This is a genomic window from Pseudomonas sp. S1_E05 (assembly GCF_056337105.1).
In genome coordinates, this window is the sequence record NZ_JBFRHM010000001.1 from 1,758,641 (window position 1) to 1,772,571 (window position 13,931).

Consider the following 13,931-nt stretch of genomic DNA (forward strand, 5'->3'; position numbering starts at 1 on the left):
TGACGGGTAAGGCGCGCCACGCTTACTCATTTCGAACGGTCAGGACAACATAGAGAGGGTCGAGCCCGGCTTCACCGGGAAAGACCACAATGTAATCTGGCAAGTTTTCCTCGGCATCGGGAGCCGGCTCAAGCGTCGGCACCGGTGACGAGTAAACAAACCCCACCTGCCTCCTGAATCCGGGAGCTGATGGAGCAGGTTTGTCCAGCGTGTTCGCTACAGACCACAAAACAGTAATCCCTGCGGCCCCGTCACTGGTAAATCTGTATGTGCCTGGCTGCCCGGCTCGCTCGGCGCGGCGCACGCGCACTTTGCTCGCTGAAGTCGTGCCCTTCGCCGCCGTAACGTGGAGCTGTTCCAGCAATGCCACTTCGCGCAACCCCATGAACTTCGAACCAGGCTTGGAGGCTGTCAATGCCGGCCCCATCCTGAATGGCAAGGCCAGTTCTGAGCGGTTGGCGGCCACCGCCTGCCAATCAAGGCCCTCGACGGGCATGAACTCGGACAGCGGAACACTCAGACCGTAGACTTTCACATCCGCCCGGCTGGCAAACTCGAACTGCAATACCGCAGCCTGGGTGCGCGGGCTTGTCGATTCGACCGCCGTGTTGCGCCAGGCAAATTCGGCGACAGCAGAACGAATGGACTTTTGCAGATCGACTTGCTGGGAATACGCCAATGCCGATACCTCGCCTTCCATTAATAGCTCGGGGCGTTTTCCGGCGTTGAGCAACGAGGCGTGAAGCTGGTGATTGGAAGCAGTCGGGCTCGAACCCGCCAAAGCGCGGGCGCTGATCAATACTTGCTGAGCCGCGACCAACAACGCCTCGGCTTCGTCGTGCAGGGCGCGATGGGACTGCTGGATCGTGGCCAACTGCGCCGTGTAACGGTCATGGGTTGCATTGAGATGTTGCGCGACGTCGTGCCACTGATTTTGCTCCGCCCCCGAATATCGCAGCCGTTGGAGTGCGCTGGTTTTGGCAAACTCGATGCGCATTTTCAGGAACCCATATTTCTGGATGCAGATGTAGGCGTCATGCTGCGCCTGCTCCAACGTGCGAATATCGTTTTCCTGTTGCCACACATCGCGCGTGACGCCTTGCACTGATCGCATGTGCTGGACACCCCGCTCAAATCCCCCCAAGGCTTGCTCGACCGATAAATCTGCCGCAGCCAGGTCTGCGGCAATCTTTTGCGCATCCGCCAGACTGCGCTGCACCAGCGTAGCCCTGACAGGCGGTGGCGGTTCATGGATGCCCTCATCCTTGAACGCGCTCAGGCCCTGGGAGCGATGCCATTGCCGGACGTGATGGACGACCGTTTCCGGCCCTTGCGACATGCCCGACTCTTCTTCACCAAACAACAGGTCCGCCCCCTTGGGGTGGCCTACGATCTGGTCGAAATGTTCGATCAGGCGATTGTGGTCTTTTTCCGGCACATCTACCGCCCAGATCCGGTTAACCAGTTCCTGAAATTGTGCCGCCGTGTAATCCGTTAGATTGGGTTTAAGCTCCATCCTTGGTTCTTCCTTGATGTTATTTAGTGAACAACGGGCGCCCGCTCATCCGAGAGCGGGCGCCACTGAGTACATTACAAATATTATTCTGATTTGAAGCCAGGCTTATTGTTGGTCAATCGCCAATTCACCACCTCATCTACTACCCTATTAATGCACTTTTCCTGCGGCTCTGCCGGACGCAGAAGTATGTCATATCCACTGGGGTATTCGGTAATCGCTGCAAAATGCAAGACACCTTTGATAAGAAAATCTTCAAATGCGTCCGGAGATAGATTACGTTCATTTTCAAAAAAACATCGAATGAATTCCCTGAACTCTACTTCGGTGTAATCTTCAAATCTTTCTTTGAATTCCATTACCGTATTTTCCTTTGCTGTGGATAGAAACATGAAGTTTGGGCGTCATGATCAACAGGTTATCCATATCGTAAACAGCTCCGCCCTTAGCGACCTCGTCGAGATGATGAATTTCAAATTTCACCCGCATTCCTCGCCGGTCGACTTGCAATGCCAAGGGAGCCTTTCCCATTCGCATTGAGTTCAGATCAATGAAAGAAAATTGGTCACTCAACTCAACATCCGCCGCAACCGCCCTCCAAAACGCACGCCGGAACCCATGGAAATTCCTGAATACCTGTGATCGCAACTGTTCTGCGATTCGTGCCGGAACAGGTGCCCCATTCACTCGCGCCTCTTCGCCCAACCATACCCCCGAAACCTCCTTGCCAAAGCCGGTTGCTACACCCGGATCATCCCGTCGGTCCAGAAACAGGACGTCCGACGACGGCAGCTCCATGTCTGCCGGAAACCCAGGTATGTTCGCAGCTCCCTGCCCTTGCTCAACAGCCGGAAACGTCTCGATTTGCGGTAGGACCGGGATGGCCGTACTGCCGGGATAAACCAACGGGTCTACAGGTGCCGCAGGTGACACCGTCGAACCCAGCTGTTCCGCCCCTGGTGGCTGCAATGGCTTCCAGCTGCTGGCCGGTGGAATCGGCCAGGGCGTAACGGCGGGGACAATGCCCAGCCACCCGCCTGCGCTGGCCGGCGTCTTGATGCTGATTTTGTCGAGGTTGAGGGCATCGTCCCAGAACGGCGCGCGCTCCTCATAACGCAGTTCGAACTCACGGTTTTCATCAACCCAGGTACTTTTCGGAGCGTAAGGCGCGAAGCCCTGTTCGATGCGTTTTCTGTTCAGCTCGTTGAACGAAGAGGCGAGTACGCGATCCTCGCCGAGGGTTTGCCAGAGCGCCTGATCGAACCCCGCGAACGAGGTAAACTCACGCCCGCGAAACACATCGCCGATCTGGGTCGGGATGGCTGCTCCGCTCGCCTGGGTAGCGGACTTCCACCAATCGGCAGTGGCTGGTTGCCCAGTACCGGTCACCACACCGCTTCCCAGCGGTGCGGCGTTGAAGGATACGTAGACCGGTTCCAGCCCTGGGACGCACACCACGCAATCCTGGATTCGCCAGTCGACGCCTGGCGGGATCTCCAGCAACTGAGGCTCAGTGAGCGCGGCGCCGGAGGGTGCGGTCGCGTTGGCATCAGCCGTGGTCTGCGGCATGAACTCCAGGTGTCGGGCAGGTGCCCCTGGAACATCGACGGTGTATCGATCCGTCAACGGGTCCAGTGTCGCGTTCAGTACCGGAACCTGGGTATCGACCTCCCCGCCGGTTCTGGTGACGATGACCGCGGTGCCTTCCGGGGTTTCCAGGGTTTTAGCCCGGTACTCCATTTCCACCGAACCACCGGTATCGGCGATGGCTTGCAACTCCGACACGTCATGAAGCTCCAGCGCCTGCGCCGGGACGACCACGGCGTGGTACAAGCGTTGGCGTTGCTCCGGGGTCAATTCGCCATTGCCCAGTTCGGACGGGATGACCATTCCCCCGGCAAAGATCGCGACCTGCCCGGCCGTGAGTGTGCCCAGCGCGCCTGCGAGCGGTGCAAGGGCGGCAACAGCTCTTGACATGCCCGCAGCCAAGCCGTCGGCTGCACCCGCCACCCACAATCCACGGGGGTTGACCAGCATCGACAACGCGGTCGTCGATGGCGCAATAGGCACGCTGAGGGTATTAGCCTGCCGGACGCGCTCCAGGCGAGCCTGCGCATCGGTCTGCTGCTTGAAGCGAATGCGCGCATCACGCTGTTCAGCAACCTGACGCAACTTTTCCCACGCAGCCAGTCGTTCTACCCAGGTGGCATGTTCCTTGAGCAGCGCACTGGATTTATCGTGCAAGGCGCTGATCTGCGCTGCCAGCAAGCGCGCTTCAGCCGCGGCGGTGTAACTGTTTTCCCAGACCTGATGACCTTGGGCCAATGCATCGCCGAACTGCCCGAGTCGTGCGAGGTAGTCATCGGGGGTGCGCGTGAGCGGGTCGAACCCATCGAAAGCCTGTGCGACATGATTGTTTGCTTCGAGCGCTGCCGCTTTTTGAGCCACGAGCTCATCAATCAGGCTTCTTTGCCTCTCGATGGAATGTAACTGCCATCGCTCGGAGCTGGGCACACCAATGCCAGGCCCGCGTTTTGCCCTGATTTCCTGATCAGTCACTGCGCCAAGGTGTTCAGCTCTCGCCGCGTAGTTTTGGTCAATCGCGGCGCGGGCAATGACATGACTGGCCTGCATCGCCGCCAGCGTCTGCTGTCGGGTGAGCAGGCGAGCCTGCTCCTGAGCGTGCGCGGCAGCAGCGGCTGCCTGTATCCGTTGTTGCTCCTTGGCTTGTCTATCCGCTTGCCTGGCGAGCGCCCTGGCCCTGCTGCGTTTTTTGCTTACGCCAACGAATGCCCCGGAGGCGCCAACGCGGTTCCCGCCAAAGCCACCGCCCCATGATCCACCGCCACCACCGGATGCTGGCGGGCCTGACCTGATAACCACATCCCCGGACGATCCATCGTTGAAAATTTGTTGTGCCATACAGTCTCTCCTTAGTCTGTAGGGCACAGCATGTGGATGGGGCGGTCTTCAGCTGCGGTAGATATTTATATCGTTTGCTTTTCACTTAATTCAGAGCATTACAAGCGGAGCGCCCGTCCTTCTGCGGTTCTCAACCGGCAAGGACGCCCACGAATAGCCCGTGATGTAATTGAATGACGCAAGCCTGCGCGCCCTGGAGGGCGAACCACAGCGTGGCCAGAGGATGTGCGATGTGATGTGCGTCGGCGGGGGTATCTTCGAGGGTTGGGGATTACCCCATCTCTGCAGGAGCGAACGTGTCGGACCGTCGCATCGAGGCGATGGTCGTCAGCGATAGCGCTGGCGGCCTGAGTGCCTGCGTTGTCTGGACCTTCATCGCGAGCAGGCTCGCTCCTACAGGGGAGAGTGTGGTTATTTGGATTTGAGTTTCAGATAAGACTGATGCAAGTCCGCCGCCCAGCCGTCGATCACGCCTTTCACGTCATCGGCCTTCAACACCTGCGAGTCATTTTCCAGTGGCTTGCCGGTGCCTTTTCTGACCACCTGCGCGAGTACATGATTGTCGCCGCCATCAAGGAATACCGCTTCGGTGGCCAGGTCGGTTTCCTGATCGCGGATGCCGCTGGCGGTGCTGACTGCGGCCGCCACCAGGGCGATGGGAATCACTTCATAGGGCTTCAGGCCTTCGGTCTTGCTGCTCACCGCCGTGATTGCCGGCCGTACCACGATCACTCCGGGGCCTGGACCGGCAGCCAGGGGTAGCGACTTGCCGATTTCACGCTTGAGGGCCTGGTCGTAATAGCTGGTGATCCCGTTCAGGGTCGTCTGAGGGATTTTCGCCGTGGGCTGGGGTTTGGGGTAAAGCTGGCTGGGTTCGATGTACACACTTTTATATTTGGCGGTGTCGAGCTTGGGATCGATCCAGCGCATCACCACGGCACCCGAAGGCGACTTCGCTTCCTGCAGCCGACTGTAATCCTTGAGAAAGCCGGAATATTGATCCGGTTCAACCTTGTTGCTGGAACACCCCACCATGCCAATCGAGGCGATGCACAGTGTGCTCATCATTAAGGCAAGCTTCATGCGGTAACTCCTGTAAGGCGGACGAGACAGTTTGGACACGCTGGTAATAGGTATAGCCAATGCGTTGGGCTGTGTCGGGAAGAATTTCGTCTGCCACACCGGGACGAGTGCTCCTTGTTTAACGCCGCCGAAACAAGGGTCGTGGTTCGATCACCGAACGCCCGTACAACACGCTCATCCCCGCCAGTCCCTTGAGTGCATCTTCGGCAGACTTGTCCTCGCGCACCGCAAAACTATCGAACCCGCATTGGCGCATATGGCTGAGCTGATCGCGCAGCACATCGCCGATTGCGCGCAGTTCACCGGCCCAGCCCATGCGGGTGCGCAGCAGGTATGCCTGGCTGTAGGCGCGACCGTCGCGAAAACTCGGAAAGTCCAGGGCGATCAGGCGCAACTGCCCCAGCCATGGTCGCAGGCTCTCCACCTCGTCATCCGGCCCGAGCCAGACACCATTGCGCTCGGGGTCCTGCAACCAGATGGCCAGCGGCAGGATCAGTGGGCCGGCAGGTTGAGCCGACGCTGGATCGCGCAACAGCGTCCAGGGGTCGTCGCCGTCAATGCGAGCTTGACCCGCTTCCAGTCGCAGCAGGTTGTTCATACCGACACCTCAAGCACTTTGGGATACACCACTTCCTTGAACGGCTCCAGGCCGATGCGTTGCAGGGTGTCAACGAACAGCTCCTCGCTTTCACGGTAGAGCACAAAGGTCTCGATAATGCGTTCGATCACGCCGGGGATTTCGCTGGCGCTGAACGACGGGCCAATGACCTTACCCAGCGCGCTGGCCTTACCCTGGGCGCCGCCGAGGGTCACCTGGTACCACTCGCTGCCATTCTTGTCGACGCCGAGGATGCCGATGTTGCCAATGTGGTGATGCCCGCAGGCGTTCATGCAACCGGAAATATTCAGGCTGATATCGCCCAGGTCATGCAGGTAGTCCAGGTCCTCAAAGCGTGCCTGGATGCCTTGGGCAATCGGGATCGACTTGGCGTTGGCCAAGGCGCAGAAGTCACCGCCAGGACAGGCGATGATGTCGGTCAGCAGGCCAATGTTGGCGCTGCCCAGGCCTTGCCCGCACGCGAGTTGCCAGAGGCTGAACAGGTCGGCCTTGGGCACGTCCGGCAGGACAATGTTCTGTTCATGGGCGATTCGGATTTCACCGAAGCCGAACTGCTCGGACCACGCGGCCACGGCATTCATCTGCTCGCTGGTGACGTCGCCCGGCGGTGCCGCCACACCCGGTTTGGTCGACAGCACCACGCTGGCGTAGCCCGGCACCTTGTGCGGCTGCACGTTGCGCGTGAACCATCGGGCGAAGTCGGCGTTTTCCGCCAGGCGGCTGCCGAATGCCAGGTCGGTGCTGGACAGGTCGCGGTAGTCCGGGGGCAGGAAGGCACTGGCGACCCGCTCGTACTCTTGGTCCGTCAGTTGTGCGGGTCCATCCTTGAGGTACTGCCACTCCTCCTCCACTTCCCGGGCGAAAGCTTCGATGCCCAGTGCCTTGACCAGGATCTTGATGCGCGCCTTGTACTTGTTGTCTCGCCGGCCATGTCGGTTGTACACCCGCAGTACCGCCTCGACATAGGACAGGAGGTGATGCCAGGGCAAGCCCTCGCGGATCTGCAAACCGAGAATCGGCGTGCGCCCCAGCCCGCCCCCGACGATCACCCGCAGCAGCATTTGCCCATAGGCACCACGGTAAAGATAGAGACCGATGTCATGCATCATGATGGCCGCACGGTCCTGCTCGGCGGAGCAAATGGCGATCTTGAACTTGCGGGGCAAAAACAGAAATTCCGGATTGATGGTCGACCATTGACGCAGGATTTCCGCCAATGGGCGTGGGTCGATCAGTTCGTCGGCAGCCACCCCGGCGAAGGCTTCCGTGGTGATGTTGCGCACGCAGTTGCCAGAGGTCTGGATCGCATGCATGTCGACCTCGGCCAGGCGTTCGAGGATTTCAGGCACCTGGTCCAGCTCGATCCAGTTGAACTGCATGTTCTGTCGGGTAGTGAAATGACCGTAGCCGCGATCGTAATCCCTGGCAATGCTCGCCAGCGTGCGCATCTGCCGGGCATTCAAGGTGCCGTAGGGGATGGCCACACGCAGCATGTATGCGTGTTTTTGCATGTACAGGCCGTTCTGCAGGCGCAGCGGCAGAAACTCTTCTTCGCTCAACTCGCCCGCACGGAAGCGCTCGACCTGGTCGCGAAACTGCGCAACGCGCTCGAACACCAGCGCCCGGTCATAGTCGTCGTATTGATACATGTGGCTACCTCATCAGGGCGTTCGGACTTCGTTCCCGTGTCCCCACTCCTACAGGGATTGGGGTGGGATGAGGATCGCGTGATGAGCCGGTGAGTTACAGCTTCAGCTGAACATTAATAAACCAGATCAGGCCACCCCGGATCACCGCTGCCGTGGCGCATTATCTGATCCGTATAAATGAGATTTTACTGAGTCTGTTTTGTTTGCCGCGGGGTTTCTACAGTGCACGGGCATGCCAGTCCGGGTGGCCTGGCGAGACTTTGCAACCGTGGAAGCATTGACCATGAGCACAGCAACAATCGGACAGGCCTATAACTACAAGGTCGTCCGCCAATTCGTCGTGGCGACCGTATTCTGGGGCGTCGTGGGGATGGCGATGGGGGTGTGGATCGCCTCGCAACTGGTGTGGCCGGAGATGAATCTCGACCTGCCGTGGACCACCTTCGGGCGCCTGCGACCGCTGCACACCAGCCTGGTGATCTTCGGTTTTGCCGGGAGCGCACAATTCGCCGCGAGTTATTACGCGGTGCAGCGTACCTGCCAGGTACGGCTTTACTCAGACACACTCGCTGCCTTCACCTTTTGGGGTTGGCAATCGGTGATCGTGATCATGTTCATCACCCTGCCGCTGGGCTATACCACCACCAAGGAATATGCCGAGATCGAATTCAGCGGCGCGGTGTGGATGGCCGTGGTCTGGGTCGCCTATGCCATCGTGTTTTTCACCACCGTGGTGCAACGCAAGACCAAGCACATCTATGTGGGCAACTGGTTCTTCGGCGCCTTCATCGTGGTGATCGCGATGCTGCACGTGGTCAATCACCTGTCGATCCCTGTGGACTGGTTCAAGTCCTATCCCGTGTATTCCGGGGCCACTGATGCCATGGTCCAGTGGTGGTACGGGCACAACGCCGTGGGCTTTTTCCTCACCACCGGGTTCCTCGGCATGATGTATTACTTCGTGCCAAAACAGGTTGGCCGGCCGGTGTATTCGTATCGTTTGTCGATCGTGCACTTCTGGGCGCTGATCACCCTGTACATCTGGGCCGGTCCTCACCACCTGCACTACACCGCGCTGCCGGACTGGGCACAGTCGCTGGGCATGGCGATGTCGCTGATCCTGCTGGCGCCAAGCTGGGGCGGGATGATCAACGGCATGATGACGCTGTCGGGCGCCTGGCATAAGTTGCGCACCGACCCGATCCTGCGTTTCCTGGTGTTGTCACTGGCGTTCTACGGCATGTCGACATTCGAAGGTCCCATGATGGCGATCAAGACGGTCAACGCCCTCTCCCACTACACTGACTGGACCATCGGGCACGTACATGCAGGCGCGTTGGGCTGGGTGGCGATGATCACCTTTGGCGCGACCTACCACATGGTGCCAAAAGTCTTCGGTCGCGAGCAGATGCACAGCATCGGCCTGATCAACGCGCACTTCTGGCTGGCGACCATCGGCACGGTGTTGTACATCGCCTCGATGTGGGTCAACGGAATCACCCAGGGCCTGATGTGGCGCGCGATCAACGACGACGGCACGCTGACCTACTCGTTCGTCGAAGCCTTGCAGGCCAGCCATCCAGGCTTTGTGGTGCGCTTCGCCGGGGGCGTGTTCTTCCTGACAGGCATGATCCTGATGGCCTACAACGTCTGGCGCACCGTGCGGGTCGCGGATGTGCGCATGGCCGAACGTGAGGCGCAGATTGCCTGAGGCAAGGAGCTTTTGATGTTCGAGATACTGCTCAACCTACTGTTCGTCGCGGGCCTGTGGCTGGCGGTCGAGCACTGCCTGAAGCGGGAGACGGCACAAAGCCTGGAGGACGCGAGCCTGATACCGTTCGCCGATGACCCCGAGGTGGCCCGCCGGGTTGAAGCTGCGACCGGCAAAGCCGTGAAGGCGGTGGCGCCGGAAGAGCCAAAGCCTGGGTATATCAATCTGGAGATGTGAAATCACTGCCCCTTGTAGGAGCGAGCATGCTCGCGATGGTGTGAGCAGCACCGCTGGGCATCAGACAGCCAGCGTCATCGTTGACGACCATCGCGAGCAGGCTCGCTCTCACAGTTGGGAGGTGTAAAGGGTATTCAGGCGCTTGGCGTTTGCCGGAAACTCACGGCCAGGCGGTTCCAGCTGTTGATCGTGGTGACGGCGATGGTCAGGTCGACCATCTCGTTTTCGCTGAAATGCTCACGCGCCTGCTCGTACACGTCATCCGGCACATGGCTTTGCGCGAGCAGGGTCACCGATTCGGTCCAGGCCAGTGCCGCACGTTCACGCGGGTTGAAAAAGTTGCTGTCGCGCCAGACCACGAGTGAGTACAGACGGCGGTCGGTCTCGCCCAGACGGCGCGCGTCCACCGAATGCATATCGGTGCAAAAAGCGCAGCCGTTGAGTTGCGACGCGCGGATTTTGATCAAGTGCAACAGCGCAGGTTCAATGCTCAGGTTGCTCGTGAGCGCCTCCATGGCCATCATGGCTTTCATCGCTTTGGGTGACGCGCTGTAGTAATCCAGGCGCAACGTCATGACAAAACCTCGGACATCGTTGGGATGTTTCAAGTTAGGCGTTGTTGCTCCGGCGTGACAGTGCCAATTCGACGAAATAACGGCGGACCATTACGGGGTAGACCAATCCACGATTTTTGCACCACTCAACTTCTGCAAGGCAATGCTTGAGGTTAATCTTTCGCGACGCGAACGCGCGTCGGTCAATTGCCCAGGAGCCTCGTCGGTATGGAACTTCATGTTGTCATCAACGGCCGCAAGGACCTGGCAGGCCAGTTGTACAACCAGTTGCGCAGCGCCATCGAGTCCGGACGCCTGGCCGCCGGCACGCAACTGCCGCCCAGCCGGCTGCTCGCTGAACAACTGGGCATCTCGCGCAAAACCATTTCCGACACCTACGCGCAACTGACCTACGAGAACTACCTGACCGGCGTGATCGGCAAAGGCACCTACGTCAATACCCGGCCGGCCAAGGCACAGCCCAGGCAGGGCCATTCCCAACTGGCCAGTGCCGAGGTCATCGAGTCCTGGCGTAACTTGCCGGTGTTCCTGCGCCACCCGACCCTGGAAGGCTCGCTGCGCTATGACTTCATCGGTGGCGCCACCAGCAAGGGCCAGTTTCCCCAGGACGACTGGCGGCGCTGCACGTCTCACGCCCTGCGCCAAATAGCGGGCTCCAAGGGCTTCTACAGCTTTCCTGAAGGCCTGCCGGCGCTGCGTAACGCCATCGCTCGGCACATCGCGTTCTCGCGTGGGGTGAATTGCCAGGATGAAGATGTGGTGGTGTGCAACGGTGCTCAGCAGGCGCTGGACCTGATTTCCCGGGTGTTGACCCGTCCCGGCAGCCTCGTTGCCATGGAGGACCCCGGTTACCCGCCAGCGCGCCTGCTGTTCGGCAGCCACGGGGCCACGGTGGTCGGCGTGCCGGTTGACGCAGAGGGCATTCAGGTCGACAGGATCCCCGAGGGGACCCGACTGATCTACGTGACGCCGTCACACCAGTTTCCACTCGGCATCGCCATGAGCCAGGCGCGTCGGGTGGCGTTGCTGGAACGGGCCCGGGAGCTGGGCGCAATCATTATCGAAGACGACTACGACAGTGAGTTCCGCTACGAAGGCCGGCCTACCGATTCCCTGCAAAGCATGGATGAATACGGAATCGTCGCTTACGTGGGCACCTTTTCGAAAACGCTGCTGCCGGAGTTGCGCCTGGGCTATATGATCCTGCCGCCGGCCATCCTCGAAGCGGTGATCCGCGCCAAGCAACTGACCGACCTGCACACCTCCACCCTGCCCCAATGGGCGCTGGCCAAGTTCATCGCCGAAGGCTGCCTGCTCAAGCATATCCGGCGCTGCCACGCGATCTACGCGGCTCGGCGCGAGCGCATTCTCACGCGAGTGGCGAGCGATCTTTCGCCCTGGCTCGAAGCGATCCCCAGCGTCGCCGGTTTCCACATGTCCCTTAGATGCAAAGTGCCTATCGATATGCCATTGCTGGTCGAACTGGCAAGAAAGGTCGAAGTCGGGCTGTATCCCATCGCTCCCTTCTACTATCAGCGAACGCCCCAGGACGGCCTGCTCATGGGCTTTGGCGCCATTGAAATGCTGGACATCGACCCCGCTCTGGATCGCCTGCGGGACATTTTTCAGCAGATTGCCTGAGCCATTGGCCTGGGTTTTTATCCCGCGATTGGCTATTGGCGGTCCAGGGGTGCAGGCCTATCCTGCATAGGCGTTATCCCTCAATGAGCAGGACAGCCTGATTCAGGAGTGTGAGTAATGTCCAACGAAGTGATCAACACCGTAAAGGTACAGGCCGTCTCCGGTCGCTCGGAAGAGCTGGGCAAGCAACTGCAGAAGATTGTCGAAACGCTGCGCGAATTACCGGGCTGTGAATCCTATATGGTCGACCGCTGCCCCGAGGACAGCAACCGCTGGAACGTCAGCGCCCGCTGGCAATCGGAAGCGGCCATGCACCAACATTTCAACTGCCCTGAAGTCCAGGGATTCATCGGCCTGATCGACAACCAGTTGGCCAATGCCGTGGATTTCAACAGCTTTCCGATTCGCTGAAACGGTTAATAGGCCGCAGCCAACGACGGCGCCTACAGGGCACTCAGTGCCTCTGTAAGCACCGCCGCAGGCTGCGGTCTTTTTTATGCACCGGTGACATTGGTCCCCTTGCCTTCGTGAGAATTGGCCGTTTGCCCCTCTGACATCGGGGGCTAATCTGGTCCCTGACGACCAACCACCGCAGGTAATAACCCATGAAAATGTTGCGCTTGTGTGCCGCCCCACTCGCTGCCCTGGCCCTGACGCTGCCGGTTCCAGCATTCGCCCATGACCCTTCGGAAAAGGTCACGATCCTGCAGGACGAAGTCCTGAAGAACGTCCCCGACAAAAAAGCTCTGATGCTCGAAGTCGACTACCTGCCTGGCCAGTCCTCAATCGCGCACAAACACGAGGGCACGGCGATGGCCTACGTGTTGTCGGGAGCGATCACCTCCCAGGTCAAGGGCGAACCGGCGAAAACCTACAAGGCCGGTGAATACTGGTATGAGCCTGCGGGATCGGAACATCTGGTTTCGAAAAACGCGAGCAAGACCAAACCGGCCAAGTTGCTGGTGTTCATGGTGTTATCTCCGGATGAGAAAGTGTTGATTCCGCTGGAGAATTAATTCCCGCTGAACCTGAACATACATGGAGCGAGCTTGCTCGCAATGCGTTATATGCTCACCCTGTAAGTTGCCTGCAACAACGCATCGCGAACAAGCTCGCCCCTACGGGTTCGGGGTAACATCAGGCAATTGTTCAAATCTGTTGTTGAACTTCAACTCCATTATTCTGGCGGCTCGCACGATGCGAACAACTCAAGTTAATGGAGACTTTATGAGTACCGAACAAGAAAGATCCTTTATTGCATCCATCCGGTGCAATAACGTCATGATGAAGTTTTTCGATCAAATGCTGAAGGTGCCCGCTGACCAGGGCAACTTGCTGACAACTGCTCACCGGTACTCTGCGACCACGCAGGCCATGGTACAAGTGCACCGCGGGCGAGACGAAACGGTTCGTACCCGCTCTGAGGAAATGATCGTATATTTTCGCTGCTATGACGACTACTACAACATTCAGATCCGCAGTGAAGCGTATCTGGGAAAATACCTCAGCAAGGACAACAATGGTTTACTGGGAGCATTTCCCGCTGCTGGAGGCAAGACAACTTCCTTCAACTTGCTAAATAACGAAAAGCAGATCATTACACTGGACAACCTGACAAACAACCAGGCCACGGTGTATCTGAAAGCACGCAATGCTGGCGTTATAAAAAGGCAACTCATACAACAACCAAAACTGTATAGCTACGGTGATCAGTCCGGTGACTCATTGGCGTTCAACCTGACGATTCTCGAACGCAACGTACCGTACCCAACCAGTGGCGAACCTTACCCGCTATTCATTGAACCACGCCCGCAATCGGACGACGATTGATGCGCTGAGTGCCCTGTGGTAGCGAGCCGGCTTGCGATGTGACTGCAAGACAACGTCATTGTTGGCTGGACGGCCGCCGTCGCGGCCAAGCCAGCGCCCTCAAGAACACGCAAAAAAAGCCCCGCATCTTTCGATGCGGGGCTTTTTC

General features: G+C 58.9%; 13 protein-coding genes. 6 read left to right on the forward strand and 7 right to left on the reverse strand.

Annotated elements, in window-relative coordinates; all coding sequences use genetic code 11:
- Positions 1-22 precede the first annotated feature (22 nt).
- From AB4N33_RS08020 to AB4N33_RS08045, 6 genes are all read right to left on the reverse strand, one after another.
- Positions 23-1,516: a bacteriocin immunity protein gene (locus tag AB4N33_RS08020; RefSeq protein WP_476456938.1), complete on the reverse strand. Its 1,494-nt coding sequence runs from the start codon at positions 1,514-1,516 to the stop codon at positions 23-25.
- Positions 1,517-1,599: 83 nt separating this feature from the next.
- The gene (locus AB4N33_RS08025) at positions 1,600-1,875 is read right to left on the reverse strand and encodes a bacteriocin immunity protein (RefSeq protein WP_476456939.1); all 276 of its coding nucleotides are present in this window, start codon (positions 1,873-1,875) and stop codon (positions 1,600-1,602) included.
- The gene (locus tag AB4N33_RS08030; protein ID WP_476456940.1) at positions 1,853-4,438 is read right to left on the reverse strand and encodes an S-type pyocin domain-containing protein; all 2,586 of its coding nucleotides are present in this window, start codon (positions 4,436-4,438) and stop codon (positions 1,853-1,855) included. Before AB4N33_RS08030 ends, AB4N33_RS08025 begins: the two co-directional genes overlap by 23 nt.
- Positions 4,439-4,849: 411 nt before the next feature.
- Complete coding sequence (locus tag AB4N33_RS08035) at positions 4,850-5,521, reverse strand: DUF3313 domain-containing protein (protein ID WP_460125425.1); 672 nt, start codon at positions 5,519-5,521, stop codon at positions 4,850-4,852.
- Positions 5,522-5,639: 118 nt separating this feature from the next.
- Entirely contained in the window at positions 5,640-6,119 is a 480-nt protein-coding gene (locus AB4N33_RS08040; protein WP_476456941.1) for a DUF934 domain-containing protein, read from the reverse strand.
- Positions 6,116-7,789, reverse strand: a complete 1,674-nt coding sequence (locus AB4N33_RS08045; protein ID WP_476456942.1) for a nitrite/sulfite reductase — start codon at positions 7,787-7,789, stop codon at positions 6,116-6,118. The genes AB4N33_RS08040 and AB4N33_RS08045 overlap by 4 nt, the downstream gene beginning before the upstream one ends.
- Before the next feature lie 283 nt (positions 7,790-8,072).
- Between AB4N33_RS08045 and ccoN the strand changes: the two genes are divergently transcribed.
- Positions 8,073-9,500: a cytochrome-c oxidase, cbb3-type subunit I gene (gene ccoN / locus AB4N33_RS08050; RefSeq protein ID WP_460125433.1), complete on the forward strand. Its 1,428-nt coding sequence runs from the start codon at positions 8,073-8,075 to the stop codon at positions 9,498-9,500.
- Positions 9,501-9,515: 15 nt separating this feature from the next.
- A complete protein-coding gene (locus AB4N33_RS08055) occupies positions 9,516-9,737 on the forward strand; it encodes a cbb3-type cytochrome c oxidase subunit 3 (RefSeq protein WP_476456943.1) in 222 nt (73 codons plus the stop codon).
- 134 nt (positions 9,738-9,871) lie between these two features.
- Here the strand turns inward: AB4N33_RS08055 and AB4N33_RS08060 are convergent, their stop codons facing one another.
- Positions 9,872-10,312 carry a carboxymuconolactone decarboxylase family protein gene (locus tag AB4N33_RS08060; RefSeq protein WP_460125438.1) on the reverse strand — a complete coding sequence of 147 codons (441 nt, stop codon included), beginning with the start codon at positions 10,310-10,312 and terminating at the stop codon, positions 9,872-9,874.
- Positions 10,313-10,519: 207 nt separating this feature from the next.
- Here AB4N33_RS08060 and pdxR point away from each other — a divergent pair, with 207 nt between their 5' ends.
- The 4 genes from pdxR to AB4N33_RS08080 all read left to right on the forward strand — a co-directional run bounded on the left by pdxR (position 10,520) and on the right by AB4N33_RS08080 (position 13,783).
- Positions 10,520-11,953, forward strand: coding sequence for a MocR-like pyridoxine biosynthesis transcription factor PdxR (gene pdxR / locus AB4N33_RS08065; protein WP_460125441.1), 1,434 nt, complete (start codon positions 10,520-10,522; stop codon positions 11,951-11,953).
- 117 nt (positions 11,954-12,070) lie between these two features.
- The gene (locus AB4N33_RS08070) at positions 12,071-12,364 is read left to right on the forward strand and encodes a putative quinol monooxygenase (protein ID WP_460125444.1); all 294 of its coding nucleotides are present in this window, start codon (positions 12,071-12,073) and stop codon (positions 12,362-12,364) included.
- 194 nt (positions 12,365-12,558) lie between these two features.
- Positions 12,559-12,969: a cupin domain-containing protein gene (locus AB4N33_RS08075; protein ID WP_460125447.1), complete on the forward strand. Its 411-nt coding sequence runs from the start codon at positions 12,559-12,561 to the stop codon at positions 12,967-12,969.
- A 211-nt stretch (positions 12,970-13,180) separates the two neighbouring features.
- Positions 13,181-13,783, forward strand: coding sequence for a hypothetical protein (locus AB4N33_RS08080; protein ID WP_476456944.1), 603 nt, complete (start codon positions 13,181-13,183; stop codon positions 13,781-13,783).
- The last annotated feature ends 148 nt before the right edge of the window (positions 13,784-13,931 follow it).